At 70.9% G+C, this 16749-nt stretch carries 15 protein-coding genes; 7 read left to right on the plus strand and 8 right to left on the minus strand.

Features of this window, described 5'->3' with window-relative positions:
- Positions 1-146 precede the first annotated feature (146 nt).
- From AB0B85_RS07020 to AB0B85_RS07040, 5 genes are all read right to left on the minus strand, one after another.
- On the minus strand, positions 147-935 hold the full coding sequence (locus AB0B85_RS07020) for an ABC transporter permease (protein ID WP_357404429.1): 789 nt from the start codon (positions 933-935) through the stop codon (positions 147-149).
- Entirely contained in the window at positions 932-1909 is a 978-nt protein-coding gene (locus tag AB0B85_RS07025; RefSeq protein ID WP_357404431.1) for an ATP-binding cassette domain-containing protein, read from the minus strand. Before AB0B85_RS07025 ends, AB0B85_RS07020 begins: the two co-directional genes overlap by 4 nt.
- 34 nt (positions 1910-1943) lie before the next feature.
- Positions 1944-2786: a DUF4097 family beta strand repeat-containing protein gene (locus AB0B85_RS07030; protein WP_357404433.1), complete on the minus strand. Its 843-nt coding sequence runs from the start codon at positions 2784-2786 to the stop codon at positions 1944-1946.
- Between the two features lie 72 nt (positions 2787-2858).
- A complete protein-coding gene (locus tag AB0B85_RS07035; RefSeq protein WP_357404435.1) occupies positions 2859-3383 on the minus strand; it encodes a hypothetical protein in 525 nt (174 codons plus the stop codon).
- A gap of 64 nt (positions 3384-3447) precedes the next feature.
- Complete coding sequence (locus tag AB0B85_RS07040) at positions 3448-4581, minus strand: FUSC family protein (RefSeq protein ID WP_357404538.1); 1134 nt, start codon at positions 4579-4581, stop codon at positions 3448-3450.
- 276 nt (positions 4582-4857) lie between these two features.
- Here AB0B85_RS07040 and AB0B85_RS07045 point away from each other — a divergent pair, with 276 nt between their 5' ends.
- On the plus strand, positions 4858-7074 hold the full coding sequence (locus AB0B85_RS07045) for a hypothetical protein (RefSeq protein WP_357404437.1): 2217 nt from the start codon (positions 4858-4860) through the stop codon (positions 7072-7074).
- A gap of 9 nt (positions 7075-7083) precedes the next feature.
- On the opposite strand, the gene AB0B85_RS07050 is transcribed toward AB0B85_RS07045, so the two are convergent.
- Complete coding sequence (locus AB0B85_RS07050; protein ID WP_357404439.1) at positions 7084-7839, minus strand: SDR family oxidoreductase; 756 nt, start codon at positions 7837-7839, stop codon at positions 7084-7086.
- A gap of 118 nt (positions 7840-7957) precedes the next feature.
- On the opposite strand from AB0B85_RS07050, the gene AB0B85_RS07055 reads away from it, so the two are divergent.
- Both AB0B85_RS07055 and AB0B85_RS07060 read left to right on the plus strand, forming a co-directional pair.
- Positions 7958-8611 (plus strand): class I SAM-dependent methyltransferase, encoded by a 654-nt coding sequence (locus tag AB0B85_RS07055; RefSeq protein WP_357404441.1) that lies wholly within the window; start codon positions 7958-7960, stop codon positions 8609-8611.
- A 320-nt stretch (positions 8612-8931) separates the two neighbouring features.
- Entirely contained in the window at positions 8932-10047 is a 1116-nt protein-coding gene (locus AB0B85_RS07060; protein WP_357404443.1) for an ice-binding family protein, read from the plus strand.
- Positions 10048-10481: 434 nt separating this feature from the next.
- On the opposite strand, the gene AB0B85_RS07065 is transcribed toward AB0B85_RS07060, so the two are convergent.
- Positions 10482-11012, minus strand: coding sequence for an AAA family ATPase (locus tag AB0B85_RS07065; RefSeq protein ID WP_357404445.1), 531 nt, complete (start codon positions 11010-11012; stop codon positions 10482-10484).
- Between the two features lie 165 nt (positions 11013-11177).
- Between AB0B85_RS07065 and AB0B85_RS07070 the strand changes: the two genes are divergently transcribed.
- Positions 11178-12362 (plus strand): RNA ligase RtcB family protein, encoded by a 1185-nt coding sequence (locus tag AB0B85_RS07070; RefSeq protein ID WP_357404447.1) that lies wholly within the window; start codon positions 11178-11180, stop codon positions 12360-12362.
- Entirely contained in the window at positions 12362-13000 is a 639-nt protein-coding gene (prfH, locus tag AB0B85_RS07075) for a peptide chain release factor H (protein WP_357404449.1), read from the plus strand. Before AB0B85_RS07070 ends, prfH begins: the two co-directional genes overlap by 1 nt.
- Before the next feature lie 6 nt (positions 13001-13006).
- On the opposite strand, the gene AB0B85_RS07080 is transcribed toward prfH, so the two are convergent.
- Positions 13007-13882, minus strand: coding sequence for an alpha/beta hydrolase (locus tag AB0B85_RS07080; protein WP_357404451.1), 876 nt, complete (start codon positions 13880-13882; stop codon positions 13007-13009).
- A gap of 312 nt (positions 13883-14194) precedes the next feature.
- Between AB0B85_RS07080 and AB0B85_RS07085 the strand changes: the two genes are divergently transcribed.
- Together AB0B85_RS07085 and AB0B85_RS07090 are read left to right on the plus strand one after the other, a co-directional pair.
- Positions 14195-15025: a PIG-L family deacetylase gene (locus AB0B85_RS07085; RefSeq protein ID WP_357404453.1), complete on the plus strand. Its 831-nt coding sequence runs from the start codon at positions 14195-14197 to the stop codon at positions 15023-15025.
- Between the two features lie 528 nt (positions 15026-15553).
- Entirely contained in the window at positions 15554-16747 is a 1194-nt protein-coding gene (locus AB0B85_RS07090; RefSeq protein WP_357404455.1) for an endo-1,4-beta-xylanase, read from the plus strand.
- Positions 16748-16749 lie beyond the last annotated feature (2 nt).

The raw sequence follows: 16749 nt of genomic DNA on the forward strand, positions 1-16749 counted from the left end.
ATTACTTAAAGTCCCTCTCGGGCGCCGTGGCGGCGCCCCCCCGCCCCCCCCGCCGGCCCCCCGCCCCCGCCGCGGGGGCGCCGGCGGGGGGCCCCCCCCCCCGCCGGCTGTCCGTCGCGATGGCGGACGTCGAGCCGGTGCCGGGGTCAGGTGACCCGACCGCGGTTGTACCGGGCCCTGGCCCAGCAGAAGCAACCCACGCTGATGACGACGCACCAGATGACCGCGATGACTCCGTTGGCGCCGATCCCAGTGCCGAAGAGCAGGCCGCGCAGGGTCTCCATGACGGGCGTGAAGGGCTGGTAGTCGGCGAACACCCGCACCGGCGCCGGCATGGAGTCGGTGGGGACGAATCCGCTGCCGAGGAACGGCAGCAGAATCAGCGGCATGGGGAGGTTGCTGGCCGTCTCGACACTGTCACTGACCAGGCCGAGCGCAACCGACAGCCAGGTGAGCGCAAAGGTGATCATGGCGAGGACGCCGATCACCGCGAGCCACTCGACCGGGTTGGCGGTGGGACGGAATCCGACGAGCAGCGCCACACCGGTGACGGCCGCGAGGCTGATCATGGTCTGGACCAGGCTGCCCAGTACGTGACCCGTCAGCACCGACGGTCGGAAGATCGCCATTGTCCGGAACCGGGCGATGATGCCCTCGGTCATGTCCATCGCCACCGAGATGGCGGTGCCCTGGGCCGCGCTGACCACAGTGATGAGCAGGATGCCGGGGGTGACGTAGTTGGCGTACTGGGCGCGGTCGCCGGTCGGCCCGAGGCCGGCGCCGAGCGTGCCGCCGAAGACGTAGACGAAGAGCAGCAGGATGATGATCGGAATGCCGATGAGCAGGAAGGTCATCGACGGGTACCGCCGCATGTGCAGCAGGTTGCGCCGCAACATGGTGCTCGAATCGCGGACGGCGAGAGAGAGGGTGCTCATCGCGCGGTGGCCCTTTCCTGGTCGGGTCGGCCGGTCCGGGAGTCCGGTTGACCGGTGAGGGTGAGGAAGACGTCATCGAGGTCGGGGGTGTGTACGGAGAGCCCGGCCACGCTTATCGAGGCGCTGTCGAGGTGGTCGAGAAGCGAGCGCAGCGACCCGACCTCACCGTCGCTCGGCACCTGGAGGGTGAGCGCCGCGTCATCGCGCCTGCCGGAGGCGAACGTACGGGCCGCCGAGTCGAGACCGTCCTGGTCGGCGAACTGCAACAGCACATGGCCACCCGGAATGAGCCGCTTGAGTTCGCGCGGGGTGCCCTCGGCGATCAGCCGACCATGGTCGAGGAACGCGACGCGGTCGGCGAGATGGTCGGCCTCCTCCAAGTACTGGGTGGTGAGCAGGATGGTGACGCCCTCGGCGGCGAGCGCGCGGATGATGTGCCACATGGCCCGACGACTGCGCGGGTCGAGGCCGGTGGTCGGCTCGTCGAGGAAGATCACGCGGGGCGCACCGACAAGGGTCATCGCGAGGTCGAGCCGCCGCCGCATGCCCCCCGAGTACGTCGACACCGGCTTGCCGGCCGCCTCGGTCAGGTCGAACTGGTCGAGCAGTTCGGTGATCCGTCGCCGACCGGCAGCCCTGTCCAGGTGGCACAGGTCGGCCATCAGGTTGAGGTTCTCCCTACCGGTGAGCAGGTTGTCGACGGCGGAGAACTGGCCGGTGACGCCGATCAGTCCGCGTACCGCGTCGGGCGCTCGGGTCAGGTCGTGGCCGAAGACGCGGGCGGCACCGCCGTCGGCGTTGATCAGTGTGGAGAGAATCTGCACTGTGGTGGTCTTGCCGGCGCCGTTGGGGCCGAGCAGGGCGAAGATCGTCCCCTCGGTGATCAGCAGGTCGATGCCGTCCAGCACTACCTTGTCACCGTAGGACTTCCGCAGGCCGGTGGCGACGATTGCGGGCTTCGTGGAGCTGGTCATGGTCTCCTCTTTTGCGGGTCGCGGTGCGAACAGGTCAGGCGCGGCGGATCATGATGTCGCCGTAGGAGGTGTTCGCCCGGACCTCGACCGTCTCGTCGGTCTCCGCGGGACCGTCGGTCGTCTCCAGGGCGTTGTGCACGCGGCCGTGTTTGGAACTGACGTCGAGCCAGGCGGCGGTCCCGCGTCGGACGCCGACCTCGATGGCGCCGTACGAGGTGTTCAGCTCGATCGCCCCCCGGACGACCTCTCCCAGCCGGACGTTGCCGTAGGCGGTGCGGGCCGTCACCGAGGCCAGCGGCGCGTCGAGGGTGATGTCGCCGTACGCGGTGTTGACCCGGACGTCGCCGCCGCTGCGGCCGATCCAGCAGTCACCGGAGGAGTTCTTGATCTCGGCGGAGCCGTCGACGGCACCGAGGCGTACCTTGCCGGACGAGGCCTTCACCCGGGCCGAGCCGACGACCCGCTCCACCGCCACCTCGCCGTGACTGCTGTCGATGTCCAGCGGCCCGGTCTCGTCGAGCCGGATCCCGCTCCCGGTCTTGATCCGGCACTCGCCCAGCCGGCCCTCGCAGCGGAACGCCGCCCAGGACGACTCGGCGTGCACCCGCGACCCGGCCGGCAGCTCGATCAGCACGTCCACCGACGGCCCCGGACCGAAGCCGTAGCGGCGCCACGTCTTCGCCACCCTGATCAGTAGTTGTCCCCCCGCGTACTGGACGGTGGTCTGGTCCGCGGTGCTCACGTCGGCCTTGCTCGACGGGTCGCGGGGCCGCACCGTCACCACCGTGTCGGTGCGGTCGGTCGCTTTGATCCAGACATCTCCCACGGGCAGCTCGACCCGCGCGGCGATGGGTTCTGGCGTTTCGAAAACAGGCATGGTGGTCTCCCGGAAGGTGGTCGGTGACTGTCGCCGCTGGTCAGCGGCGCGAGAACTGCGGGGTACGGAGAGTCAGCGGGCCCAGCCGGTGATGTGCTGGCCGGAGCGCGGCTCCACCCGCCGGGGCGGCCGATGCTGCGTCTCGCCGGCGCTCACCGCACCGGCGACGGCGCGCACCAACCAGGCGTTCACCGAGAGCCCGGCGCGCCCGGCGGCCTCCTCGACGCTGGCCTTGAGGTGGTCGGGGAGTCGGAGGTTGATCCGTGAGGTGCCGCCCTCCTCCCCCTCCGGTGCGGGGGCCGGCGCGGCGAGCGTCGGCGGGCCGCTGACCTCGCGCACCTCGTCGACGGGCGGGCTGGCCGGCGTCACCACGAAGTCCGGCTCGCGCCCGCGCAACCGGACGTGCACCGAACCCGGCGCGAGATCGCGGGTGATCTCGTCGGCGGCGTCGGACAGGGCTTCGAGCAGGGTGAGACGGGTCGCCGCCTCCAACTGTGTGAAGAGTCGCTCTGCCAACAGCCGGGCCTCGGGGTCGACCCCCTCCGCGGCCACGGCGAACTCGTCTCGCAGGTTCTCTACGTACGACCTCAGCTCCATGGCACCATCATGGCACCACTTTGGCTCAGCATGCAACAGTCTTGGCTCAGGATGGTGCCGAGAATCAGTCCCGCTGCGGCAGTTCGGCCGCTTCCAGGTCGCCGAACATGCCCCGGACCAGGTGATTCGCCTCCTCCTGGGTCAGTCCGGTGGCCACCAGCAGGTCGCTGACGGTTGTTCGGATCTGCGCCACCACGACCGCCCCGGAGAAGCCAACCCCCTCCCGGTAGGCGTGACCGGCAGCCCGGACCGCCCGCAGCGCCTGCTCGCGGGCCCGGTTCGGCTCGACCGCGGCGGCGAACTGCCGCTTGAGCAGTCGGACGGCCTCGGCGAGATCGGCCACCGCCCCCGGCAGTGCGTCCGGGACCGGTTCGCCGTCCTCGATGAGCGTCACCGCCCGGCGGATCAACGTTCCGCTGTTACGCATCGCCCGGTCGATCGGCTCCGCCGCCTGGGCGTACTGGCTCACCGGACCGCGCCGTTCGTGCCAATGCAGCGGCGACAGGACACTGGTCTCCCGGGCGCCCTGGGTCGCCTCGACGAACGCCTGCAACTGGCCCTTGTTCTGGCGCAGTTCGCCGCGGGCGGTGCGGGCCCGATCAGCGTCCCGCTCGGCCAGCGCGCCGGCGGTCGCGTCGAGTTGGGTGACGAGCAGATCCAACGCCGGCCGCGCGGCCCGGTTGAGCACCCGCAGCGGGTTCAGCGGCAGCAGCACCGTGGTGACCAGCAGCGCCATGCCGCCCCCGATCAGCGCGTCCACGAACCGAGGGATCTCCAGATCACGCACGGACGGACTGAGCGTGGCGATCAGCACGGCCGTCGCCCCGGCCTGGACGACCACCGCCGCACTGCCCACGAGGAACAACGCGACAACGATCGCGAGCACGACGATCAGGGCGAGCTGCCACCACCCGGTGCCGATCACCAGCAGCAGCAGGTCACCGATCAGCACCCCGACGGTGACCCCGATGATCAGCTCGACGGTCCGGCGGAGCCGCTGGCCGACGGACGCGGCGAGAGTCGAGACCGCGGAGATCGGAGCGAAGACCGGCTGCGACACGTGGAGCAGTTCGTGCGCCACAAACCATGCGAGCGCCGCGGCCAGGCCGGCCTGCAGGGCGAGACCGCCGATGGCCCGGACCCGACGTAACCGGTCGCGCAGCGTGCGCACCGCACGCGCCGAAAGCCGGGCCACCATCGGAGCGCGGCCGTCCGCTCCGTGCCGACCGGCTGCGACCATGGCGGCACCTACCCCGCCAGCGCCCGCCCAATCCCCCACTCCGGTGCGTCGACACCCCAGCGGAGCCTGCGGTGAGCGGCGACGCGATTGAGGCCGCCCGGTTCGGGTAGACCGCGCTCTGCCGCCCGTCCGGGTGCCGACCCCGGCGCGGTGCTGGCAGGGCTGGCCCCGGGTCGAACGTGTGCCATGGGGCTGCCGAGACGCCTCGGGGGACATTCGGATGGATCAGCGCGGTTGAGCGGGCCACACAGCACCTGCGGCATCGTGGAGCTGCGGGTGCACGGAGTCTCCGGCGCGAACGCCGAAGAGGTGCTGGGCCTGCGGCAGACCGCACAGGTGGCGGGTGACCGCAGCGGAGGCTTCTACCGGCCGCGCCCCCGGTGTACGGACGCCACCGGCGCGCACGGGGTGACGCTTGAGGCGTACCGCTGGGGTGACCTGCCCTCCGGGACCGTGGCCCGCGCCCTGGGGCTGGTCTTCCTGCTGCCCTTCATGCTCGTCAACGTGGCGATCTGGATGCGTCCCGCGAACTCCGGTTCGGAGGCGACTGTCAGGTCGCTGTGCCGGGTGCTGGCGCTCACGCTCACCGTGCTCTACGTGCTCGCCATCGCCGGCGTCGCCCTGGACCTCGTCGGCTGGAAGTGTCTGAACTCGGCGAACTGCCTCGCCGGACGCAGCTGGCTGTCCTGGTTGAGCGGGCGGCCGGTCGGGCTGCGACTGGCGGTGCTCGCGCTGGTCCCGGCCGCCGCGATCGGCCTGATCTGGCGAATCAGCAGCCGCCCGGGTCGGACGTTCGAGGCGTTTCGCGCACCCGAGCGGGTAGCCGGGCACCGGCTCGGCGCTGTCGGTCAGTGGGACGCCGAGCCGCTCGTCGGGCGGCTGCGCTCGATCCACGTCGCCGCCGCGTTCGCGACGCTCGACCTCACCCTGCTGCTGGCCCGGGTCGCCACCGGTGCCACCGCCATCGGCGTCGCGTTGACGGTGGCCACCGTGCTGGTCCTGGCCGCCTGCGTGGGATCGCTCTGCACTCCCCCGCTGATCGACCAGGCCGCCACCGATCGGCGACTCGACGGCATCACCCACGCGCTGCGGTCCACCGCCATCGTCCTGACCGTGCTCGTGGTGGCCCACGTGCTGGCCAGCCCGCAGCCGTGGGACGGACGCCGCGAGCTGCCCGGCTACGACACGACCCTGGCCGGCCTGTTCGTCACGCAGACGACAGTGCTGGCCATCCTGGGTGTGGTGCTGCTGCGGCTGCGGGACCGGCGGGGTGCGACGCCACTGTTCGGGCTGGGCGGGCTCGCGATCGCGGCCGCCGGGATCAGCGTGGCGGTGGCGTACTCCGCCGAGGCGGTCTACCGGGCCGCGGACTTCCTCGACCGGGATGTGCCGACCGGTGCGGGCATCGCCGCCGGCCCACCCCGCGCGTACACCTGGGTGATCTTCGGTTTCCTCCGCGCGATCCTGATCACGGTGGTCGTCGCCGGCCTGGTCGCGGTGATCTCCCGCCGCAAGCGGCGTCGCGACGCCGCGACGATCGTCGCCCACGACTACCCGAACGCCCCGGCGGAGGCCAGGAACCGACTGCGGCAGGTCCGCGACGCGATTGCCCGCGCTCGGTTCACCGAGAAACTGGTGCCGCTCGCGGTGCTCTTCGGCTGCCTCGCCGGACTGGCCACGGCCACCACCACCATCGGCCTGCTGGGACAGTTCCCGGGCGACGTCGTGGAGCGAAACGCCGGGTTGCCGGCGGACGCGGTCACCTTCGCCATCGCGTTCGGCAGTTGGCTGATCGCCGCGATCATCCTCGGCCTGATCATCGGCAGCATCTTCGCCTACCGGACCATCCCGTTCCGCCGGCACGTCGGGGTGCTCTGGGACCTCGGCACGTTCTGGCCCCGGGCCGCCCACCCCTTCGCACCGCCCTGCTACGCCGAACGCGCCGTACCGGAGCTGACCCGCCGGATCACGTACCTCGTCGAGAGCGGCAACGCCGTGCTGCTCACCGGGCACAGCCACGGTTCGGTGCTGCTCGCCGCAGCGGTGCTCCAACTGCCTCCGGAGGTCGGCAGCCGGGTCGCCCTACTCACCCACGGTTCACCGCTGCGTCGCCTCTACGCGCGGCTCTTCCCCGCCTACATCGACGACGCGGTACTGCGGGACATCGGCCACCGGGTCGGTTGGCGCTGGGTGAACCTGTGGCGCGACACCGACCCGATCGGCGGCTGGGTCTTCTCCGCCCACCGGTCACCCCGGACGGCGCCGAGCAGCGACCCGGCAGCGGCGGTGGACCGTCGACAACGCGATCCCCGCGACGTGGTGACCCCGCCCAGCGACAGCGTCCCCCCTCCCATCCACGGACACTGGCCGGACGAGGCGGACGAGGCGTTCACCGAGGTGGTGCGGGAGTTGGTGCGGCGCCTCGAGGGGCAGGCGGAACCACCCGAATAGCGGGCCGGGTCACCCGGGGCGGGTCGCCCGGGCACGCCAGTCGTCGAGGCGCGTGCCGGCGATGCGGGCGCCGTCGCCGGGGACCAACGAGCGTTCGCCGAGCGTGGCACCGAAATAGCGGGCGCCCGGGTCGGCCACCACCGAGCGGGGATCCTGCTGGGACGCGAGGATGGATCGGCCCAGTTCGTCGAGGCGGAACTGCTCCGGGCCAGCGATCTCGACCACCGCGTTCGTGGGAGCACCGACCACTACCTCGGCCACCCCGGCCGCGACGTCGTCCGCTGCCATCGGCTGGATGAGGACCGGCGCGAGGTGCACGGTGTCGCCATCCGTGGCGGCGTCGATGATCCCCTGGAGAAATTCGAAGAACTGCGTGGCGTGCACGACGGAGTACGGGATCCCGGCCGCGACGACCAGTTTCTCCTGGGCGACCTTCGCCCGCATGTACCCGCTGTCCGGGATCCGGTCGCAACCCACGATCGAGAGCACCACGTAGTGGCCGACCCCGGCCGCCGCCGCGGCGGCGAGGAGATTGCGGGTGGACGTCTCGAAGAACTCCAGCACGGCGTCGTCCTCGAACGACGGCGAATTCGACACGTCGACCACGACATCCGCACCGGCGAGCACCTCGGCCACCCCCTCGCCGGTAAGGGTGTTGACGCCGGTCTTCGGCGACGCCGGCACCGCCTCGTGCCCCTGGGCACCGAGACTGTCCACGAGCTTGGTGCCGATGAGGCCACTGCCGCCGATGACGACGATCTTCATGGTCGAACACGTCCTGTCTGCGCTGGGTTGCACCGTGCTGACAACCAGTAAGACGGAAAGCGTGCGCCGATGTAGGACAATCGCCGGAGATACGGTCCGACGAGATCTGGAGGTCGACATGACTGCGGTGTCCCATCCGGTCTTCGCCCGGGTGTACGAGAAGCTCAGCGTCGCCATGGACCGTGCCGGCACCGCGGAGTTCCGCCGGGACCTGGTCGCCGGGCTGTCCGGCCGGGTGATCGAGATCGGGGCGGGCAACGGCCTGCTGTTCGCCCACTATCCACCCGGGGTGACCGAGGTCCTCGCGGTCGAGCCGGAACGTCGACTGCGCGCCGCCGCCGAGCGGGCGGCACCGGACGCGCCGGTACCGGTCACCGTCGTCGACGGTCTGGCCGACGCCCTGCCCGCGGGCGACGGCGAGTTCGACGCTGCTGTCGTCGCGCTGGTGCTGTGCACAGTGCCGGATCAGGCGAGCGCGCTCGCGGAGGTGAGCCGGGTGCTGCGCCCCGGCGGCCAACTGCGCTTCTTCGAACACGTCGCCGCCGAGCAGCACAGCCGCCTGCACCGAGCCCAACGTCTGCTCGACGCGACACTGTGGCCCAAGCTGTTCGGCGGCTGCCACACCAACCGCGACACCGTCGCCGCCATCAGCGCCGAAGGGTTCGTGATCGAGGAGCTGCGTCGGTTCCGCTTCCCGGCCACCAGCAACAGCCCGTCCGCACCCTGCGTACACGGCCGGGCGATCCGGCCCGCTGCGGCACACCAGCCCTGAGAACTGAAGCCGGGCTGCCGTCCATAACGGCGCTCGATCGATAGCAGCTCGCCTTTCGCGAATGTCGACCGCGCTTCGCGATGTCGGCCGCCTTTCGCGATGTCGGCCGCAGGGTCCGGCCAGCCGGTTACGGGCTGCGGACAACATGAACGCGAATGGTTATTGGCTCGTCCGGCGTACCTTAATATCCCGTTTTGTGGGCATACGCGACCGTTACGTGATGTGGTGATGAGCGCACTTTGTCAGTGCCATCCAGGCCTTTCACGCAGCGTGTGGCTCACCAAGCTCTCCTGCGAGGTAATACCCACGGAGGGTGTTCTGTGACAGCAAAACCCAATCATCATCGCCTTCGCCAACGGCTGCTACCCGCGCTCGCGGCATCCGCAGCGGCCGCCGTCGTCGCGAGCTTCCTGCTGCTCGGCTCCACGCCGGCCAGCGCCGCGGATGCACCTGTGAACCTGGGGACAGCCGGCAACTTCTCCGTCCTTGCCGGAGCCGAGCCGACCAACACCGGCCCGAGCTTCCTGGGTCAAAGCCTTGGGCGATTCCCTGGAAACACCGCGGCGGGCTTCGACACGGCAACCATCGGCGGTGAGGTCCACCTCGGCGACGCGGTCGCTCTCCAGGCCCAGAGTGACCTGACGATCGCCTTCAACGACGCCGCCGGACGGACACCATTCACCAACCTGCCCGCGGAACTCGGCGGCAACACCCTCAATGCTGGTGTCTACCGGATCGGGGCCGCGCAGCTGACCGGGGCGTTGACGCTCAACGGCCAGGGCGATCCCGCGGCCGTGTTCATCTTCCAGGTCGACTCCGCGCTGACGACGGCGTCGAACAGCAGTGTCGTCCTGATCAACGGCGCTTCGGCCTGCAACGTGTTCTGGAAGATCGGCAGCTCAGCGACAATCGGTACGGGTACCACCTTCGTGGGCACCGTCATGGCCCAAGCGGCGATCACGATGGCTACGGGCGCGACCCTCCAGGGCCGTGCACTGGCACGTACCGCCGCCGTCACCCTCGACACCAACGTCATCACAGCGCCGCTCTGCGCCGGGCCCACCGGTCCGCCCGGGCCGTCCGGCCCGCCCGGGCCCACCGGTCCGCCCGGACCGTCCGGCCCGCCCGGCAGCCCTGGCGCACCCGGCGCACCCGGCAGCCCCGGCGCACCCGGTGCACCTGGCAGCCCCGGCGCACCCGGCGCACCCGGCGCACCCGGCAGCCCGGGTGCACCCGGCAGCCCCGGCGCACCCGGCGCACCCGGTGCACCCGGTAGCCCCGGCGCACCCGGCAGCCCGGGCGGCGGCGGAAGGTTCCCCGTCCTGCCGGTGACCGGCAGTGGCGCGGTCCCGGCCATGACGGGCATCGGAAGTGCACTGATCGTGCTTGGCGCGTTCGCGTTCTTCCTCGCCAGGCGTCGCACCGGGGAGTCCTGATCGGAGGCCCGGCCGGTGACCTGCCCGCCGGGCACCCTCGGCACTGACCACGCGCGACACCGTCGGCCCACTTCCCCGCGGGGAGTGGGCCGACGGTGTGCCGGGCCAACGGGCCCGGTACCGCACGCACCGGGTCAGTCGGTCAGGCCCAGCTTCCGCATGGCTCGTCCTCTCGTTCGTGCGAGAGGTAGAGCAGAACCTGTAGCCGGCCGCACGACATAGGTCTGCGCAAACCGCGCGCTGCCCAGCTCGCCGGCGGCCGGCGCGAAGTCAAACGTCTGTTCACCGACCTCGACGGCCCGCGCGCAGCAGTGCAGGAGAGCGGTGATCGGCTTCCGTGCCGGTACATCGGCAGACTTCCTGTGCAGTCCTTTCGGGTGCCCAATGCCGTGCGCTCCGCGGCGCGCCCGAGTGGATCCGCACCCCGACCGGCGTCACCGGGTCGGCAGGCCCGCCACCCAGTCATCCAGGCCCGCCGGGCTCCTGAACAGCAGCACCGGCGGCCCGGCCGGGTCGGCCTGCCAGGTCCGCATTCGCCGCCGTTCCCGGCCGAACGCGGCGATGTGCCAGACGAGGATCGAGTCCCCGGACAGCACACTGCCAAGTGATTCGCGGTTTCCGTTGCAGATCACCTCGCCGGAGCCCAGGCGGCGCAGGGTACGACGCAGCAAACGCCAGAACGAGCGCCACCGCGGGTAGTCCAGGGCCACCACCAGGTCGGCCCGGGCCAGCGGCACGTCCCGCCATCCGTGGTACGCGCCGTCGAGGATCCAGGTGTCCCGACGGCAGATCTCCTCGATCCGGCCGCGCTGCTGGGCGACCGGCACCTCGACCCACCCCGGCAGCCACAGCAGGTCGTCCACCGGATACCACGGCAATCCGAGGCGCTCGGCCAAGCGCTCGGCGAGAGTGGACTTGCCCGAGCCGTGCACCCCGTAGACCAGGATGCGGCGCGGTGCGGTCATCGCGGCAGCGTACGCGCGACGGAAAATGGTTTGCCGTACGGGACGGGCCGCAGGAGAGTGTCGTCCATGACGTACTGACGGAACCACCCACGCCTCCGCCCCCGGTGACACCTCCCGGTGGGCGTGCCGTCGCCCGTTCCCGCGTCAGTGAGAAGTGAGTCTCCCTTGCTCCAGCACCACTCCCCTCGGGAGTCCCTGCCCCCGTCCACCCCGGCCACCGTCTCGGTGTTCGCCTCACCCGCGAGCTGGATCGAGTCCGCCGCGCTCGACCAGTGCCAGCAGGTTGCCGCCCTCGACGGCATGATCCACGTCGCGGCGATGCCGGACCTGCACCCCGGCAAGGGCGCACCCATCGGTGCGGCCATGGCGTCGACAGTGCTGTACCCGTTCCTGGTGGGCTCCGACATCGGTTGCGGCATCGCTGTGTTCCCGATCAGGCTCAAGCGGGCCGTGCCGGAGCGCCTCGCCGCCCGGTTCCCCGACCTCGACCGCGCGTTGGATCCGGAACAGGACGCCGACGACCCGGTCTGGGCGGTCCTCCAGGGTGACGTCCCGGCCGGTCACCTGGACGGTCTCGGGACGGTCGGCCGCGGCAACCACTTCGTCGAACTGGCGCGCGTCGACACCGTCCTCGACACCGGCCACGCGAGTCGTCTCGGGCTCGACGCCGGCGATCTCGTGCTCATCGTGCACAGCGGTTCCCGTGGTCTGGGCGAACGGATCCTGCGGGCACACACCGAGCTGCACGGCGCCGGTGCCGCTCCCGATCCCGGCGCCTACCTGAGCATGCACGACGCCGCCGTGCGCTGGGGTTCGCTCAACCGCCGGCTGCTGGCGGCCCGGGTCGCGGACGCGTTGGGGGCGGAGCCCACCGCACCGATCGTCGATCAGTGCCACAACCTGGTCGAGCTTCGCGACGGGGTCTACCTGCACCGCAAGGGCGCGGCGCCGGGCGATGGCCGCGACGTCCTCGTCGCCGGCACCCGGGGCACTGCCTCCTTCCTGGTGGCCGCCCACGCCGGCGCGGAGGCCAACCATTCGGTGGCGCACGGCGCCGGCCGCAAGATGTCGCGCGCCGACGCCCTGCGGCGGGGCCGGGCCAAGCACACCGTCGAGGAGCTACGGCGCACGCCGGTGGGCTCGCTTGTGGTGTGCGGCGACCGCCAACTGCTGTTCGAGGAGGCGCCCACGGCGTACAAGCGCATCGAGCAGGTGATCGCCGACCTGGTCGAGCACCGGCTGGCCACCCCGGTGGTCAGGACGACTCCGCTGGTCACCTACAAGACGCCCGATCCCGGCTCCGCGTCCCGGACGCAACGGCGGGGCCAGCACGGCGGACGGGGCCGGTGATGGGCGTGCTCCTGCTGCTGTCCGCCGGCCGTGGTCCGCGGGAGTGCGCCTGGGCACTCGCCCAGCTACTGCGTCGGCTGACCGAAGCTGGCACCCGCCGAGCTCTGACGATCGAACAGGTTCAGCTGGTGCCCGGTGATCGACCCGGCACCTACCGTTCGGCGCTCATCCGGATCACCGGCGCGGACGCCGACGCGTTCGCCGCCTCCTGGACCGGAACGCTGTGCTGGCAGGCCCCGAGTCCGTACCGGACGAGCACGGGCCGGAAGAACTGGTACGTCACCGCGCAACCGCCGCAGCCCGACGCCACGCCGACGCCGTTCGCCGAGGCCGACGTCGACATCGTCGGCTGCCGTACCGGCGGTCCGGGTGGTCAGCACCGGAACAAGGCAAGCACGGCGGTCCGCGCGACGCACCGTCCGTCCGGCCTCGTCGTCGTGGTGGACGAGGAGCGGCAGTTCAGCCTCAACCGCGCTGTCGCCCTGCAGTTGCTGCGGCAACGCGTCGAGCAGGGCGACGAGGCGGCGCGGCGTGCGGTCAGCACGGCCCGGTGGCGGGTGCACGACGACCTGGTCCGTGGCGATCCGGTGCGGGTAGAACGTCCGGAGCCCCAGCGACCGAATCGGCGCGGGCGGTGATCCGGTTCAGACGTCCATCACCGCGTCCGCGAACGCCTGCGGGGCCTCCTGCGGCAGGTTGTGCCCGACCCCGCCGCCGACGGTCCGGTGTTCGTACTGCCCGGTGAACTGCTTGCCATAGACGCCAGGCTCCAGGTGCGGTGCGCCGTTGGCGTCCCCCTCCAGGGAGATGCTGGGCACGGTGATCTCCGGTTTCGCGGCCAGCCGCTGCTCCACCTCGTCATACTGTGACTCGCCAGCGGCGAGGGCCAGCCGCCACCGGTAGTTGTGGATCACGATGTCCACGTGGTCCGGGTTGTCGAACGCGGAGGCGCTGCGGTCGAAGGTGGCATCGTCGAACGACCACTTCGGCGACGCGGTCCGCCAGATCAGTCTGGCGAAGTCGCGCCGGTTCCTGTCGTAGCCCTCCCGGCCGCGTTCGGTGGCGAAGTAGTACTGGTACCACCAGGCCAGCTCCGCCTTCGGTGGCAGCGGCACCCTGCCCGAGGCCTGGCCGTCGATCAGGTAACCGCTCACCGACACCAGCCCTCGGCAGCGCTCGGGCCACAGCGCGGCCACCACGTCGGCCGTCCGCGCACCCCAGTCGAACCCGGCCAGCTTCGCTGAGTCGATCTTCAGGGCGTCCATCAGGGCGATGAGGTCGAGCCCCATGGCTGCCGGTTCGCCGTTGCGCATGGTGTCGTCGGAGCGGAACCGGGTCGTGCCGTAGCCCCGCAGGTACGGCACGACGACCCGATGCCCGGCGTCGGTGAGCAGCGGCACGACGTCGACGAAGCTGTGGATGTCGTACGGCCAGCCGTGCAGGAGGATCACGGCGGGACCGTCGGGCGGCCCGGCGTCCACGTAGCCCACGTTCAGCACCCCGGCGTCGACCTGTCTCACCTCGCCGAACGTCCCCGCACCGGCCACCGCGATCGACCTCTCCCCCGCGTCCTGAGCTGCTCTGACCTGCCGTCCTGATCAACGTAGGGGCCGGTCACCGGCCCGACGACGCTATGCGCAAGGACCGCAGCCGAGATGCCGATCTGGGTAGGATGCCCGCCGTACACAAGCCGTTGACCTGGCATTTCGCCGGGTTCGCCGCCACCGGGCCGGGGTGCGCACCCGGACCGGACCGGGTGCTCGGGTGACCGGGACTGCCTCGTTGCCGGTGGAGGTCGTGGGACCGTCGGGGGGTGACCGTAGGGTGGTGGCATGGCTGAGCGACCCCTGACCCTGATGGCGGTGCACGCCCACCCCGACGACGAGGCGACGAGCACCGGTGGCGTGCTGGCCCGCTACGCCGCGGAGGGCGTCACGACGGTCCTGGTGACCTGCACCGACGGGCGGTGCGGCGACGGCCCTGGCGGGGTGAAACCGGGCGACCCGGGGCACGATCCGGCAGCTGTCGTGGCGATGCGCCAGGCCGAGCTGGAGGCCAGCTGCGCGGTGCTGAAGGTCAGCCACCTGGAGACCCTCGGTTACGCCGACTCGGGGATGATGGGCTGGCCGACAAACGACCAGCCCGGCGCGTTCTGGACGACGCCGGTGGCGGAGGCGGCGGGCCGCCTCGCCGAGCTGATCCGGCAGTACCAGCCAGACGTGATCGTCACGTACGACGAGAACGGCTTCTACGGCCACCCGGACCACATCCAGGCACACCGGATCACCATGGCCGCCGTCGAGATGACCGACAGCCCGGCCAAGGTCTACTGGACCACCGTGCCGCGCGCCGCGTTCGAGCAGTTCGGCCAGATCATGCGGGAGCTCGGCGTCGAGTGGGACGCGCCGGACCCGGCGGCGGAGCCGATGCCGCAGCTCGGCCTGCCCGACGACGAGATCAGCACCTGGGTGGACACGAGCAGCTACGGCGCGCAGAAGTTCGACGCGCTGGCCACCCACGCCAGTCAGACCGAGAACATCTTCTTCCTGCAACTGGGCCGGGAGCGGTTCACCGAGCTGATGGGGGTGGAGACCTTCGTGCGGGTCCGGGACCGGACCGGCGCGGCGACCCCCGAGGACGACCTCTTCGCCGGTCTGCGCTGACCAATGTGGATGAGACCCTCGCGTCGTTCCTCGCGGAGCTCATGATGGGGAATCACGCGGCCAGCTGGGTCGTCCGCGAGGCACCACACCGGGTCACCCGTCCCTACGACAGGTAGCCCGGTGGCTGGCGAGGTGGTCACGGCCGGTTGATGCGGCCGGTGATCGCCCCACCGCTCCGCGGTCAGCAGCAGCCGCCCTGCCCCCGCCGTGCGGTGACCGCTTCACGTTCACCCGTCTCGGGCCCCTCCGCACCCACGCACCGCACCGCCGTCATCCGAAACTTTCGACAGCGAGCCGGTTGAGGCTCCGCAGCTCATGTGACCAATTTCCGGAAGTATTGACGGTTGACGTCCCGACATCGACCACCTTAACGTTTCGAGCGAGTTTCCAGTTTCCGGTCGGCACGGCACCACCGCTCACCATCAGCCCCAGCTCGGGCGCGCGGCACCGGCCCCCTGCTCAACCCGTCCGCACCGCACCCTGCGCTTCAAGATCGATAAATGTCTATGAAAACGGAAGGGAACGCAGATGAAGCTGAGACAGTGGACCACCGTCGGCGTGGTCGCCGTCCTCACCGTCGCGGCGCTGAACACGGTGCCCGCCACCGCGAGTCGGCCGTACGACCCCACCGCGCAGAGCCTCGGCGCCCTCGGCCTGCGCCACGGCCTCCACGTCGGCACCGCGGTCAACATGGATGCGCTCAACGACGCCGGTGACCCGCAGTACCGCGCGCTGGCCGCCACGGAGTTCACCTCGGTGACCGCCGAGAACGTGATGAAGTGGGAGGTGCTGGAGCCCACCCGCGGCACCTACAACTGGGCCGGGGCCGACCAGCTCATCGAGTTCGCCAAGCGCAACCGGCAGAGCGTACGCGGCCACGTGCTGGTCTGGCACAACCAACTGCCCGGCTGGCTGACCAGCGGTGTCGCCGACGGCTCCATCAGCAAGGCGGAGCTGCGCGAGCTGCTGCGCAAGCACATCACCACCGTCGTCAACAGGTACAAGGGCAAGATCTGGCAGTGGGACGTGGTCAACGAGGCGGTGAGCGACCCCTGGGACACCCCGTCGACCCTGCACTACAAGGGCTTCTGGGCGGAGAACCTCGGGCCGGGCTACATCGCCGACGCGTTCCGCTGGGCGCGGGCCGCCGACCCCAAGGCCCTGCTGTTCTACAACGACTACAACATCGAGGCGTTCGGTTCCGGCAACGCGGCGGACGACAAGACCCAGTTCGTCTACGAGATGACCAAGGGCCTGCGCGCGCAGGGTGTGCCGATCGACGGCGTCGGCTCCCAGGGGCACCTGGGCACCCAGTACGGCAACTTCGACACCCTCCAGGTGACCGCCGCGTTGAAGAAGTTCGGCGGGCTCGGCGTCGCCACCGCCTTCACCGAGGTCGACGTCCGCAGCCAGATGACGGCAGGCGTCCAGGCCGGCAACGCGGAGGAGATCAACCCTCGGCTCCAGGCGTCGGCGGCCAACTTCAGCGTGCTGATGAAGGCGTGCCTGGCCGTGCGGAGCTGCCTGTCGTACACGGTCTGGGGGTTCAGCGACAAGTACTCCTGGGTGCCCGGCTGGTTCGACGACCCGCCGGAGGGCCTGGCCACCATCTACGACGAGAACTACCAGCCCAAGCGGGCGTACCAGGAGCTGAAGTCGGACCTGATCTTCGCTGGACCGCCGTACGTCCTGCCGCGCGTCGCACCCAAACCCCGCCGCTGACC

Origin of the sequence: Micromonospora sp. NPDC049044, from assembly GCF_040649215.1 — a bacterium.
Classification (GTDB): Bacteria; Actinomycetota; Actinomycetes; order Mycobacteriales; family Micromonosporaceae; genus Micromonospora.

Bases quoted from the DNA above. Each gene is read 5' to 3' on its own strand.
- AB0B85_RS07020 (WP_357404429.1), bottom strand. From the start codon at position 935: ATGAGCACCCTCTCTCTCGCCGTCCGCGATTCGAGCACCATGTTGCGG.
- AB0B85_RS07025 (WP_357404431.1), bottom strand. From the start codon at position 1,909: ATGACCAGCTCCACGAAGCCCGCAATCGTCGCCACCGGCCTGCGGAAG.
- AB0B85_RS07030 (WP_357404433.1), bottom strand. From the start codon at position 2,786: ATGCCTGTTTTCGAAACGCCAGAACCCATCGCCGCGCGGGTCGAGCTG.
- AB0B85_RS07035 (WP_357404435.1), bottom strand. From the start codon at position 3,383: ATGGAGCTGAGGTCGTACGTAGAGAACCTGCGAGACGAGTTCGCCGTG.
- AB0B85_RS07040 (WP_357404538.1), bottom strand. From the start codon at position 4,581: ATGGTGGCCCGGCTTTCGGCGCGTGCGGTGCGCACGCTGCGCGACCGG.
- AB0B85_RS07050 (WP_357404439.1), bottom strand. From the start codon at position 7,839: ATGAAGATCGTCGTCATCGGCGGCAGTGGCCTCATCGGCACCAAGCTC.
- AB0B85_RS07055 (WP_357404441.1), top strand. From the start codon at position 7,958: ATGACTGCGGTGTCCCATCCGGTCTTCGCCCGGGTGTACGAGAAGCTC.
- AB0B85_RS07065 (WP_357404445.1), bottom strand. From the start codon at position 11,012: ATGACCGCACCGCGCCGCATCCTGGTCTACGGGGTGCACGGCTCGGGC.
- prfH (WP_357404449.1), top strand. From the start codon at position 12,362: ATGGGCGTGCTCCTGCTGCTGTCCGCCGGCCGTGGTCCGCGGGAGTGC.
- AB0B85_RS07085 (WP_357404453.1), top strand. From the start codon at position 14,195: ATGGCTGAGCGACCCCTGACCCTGATGGCGGTGCACGCCCACCCCGAC.
- AB0B85_RS07090 (WP_357404455.1), top strand. From the start codon at position 15,554: ATGAAGCTGAGACAGTGGACCACCGTCGGCGTGGTCGCCGTCCTCACC.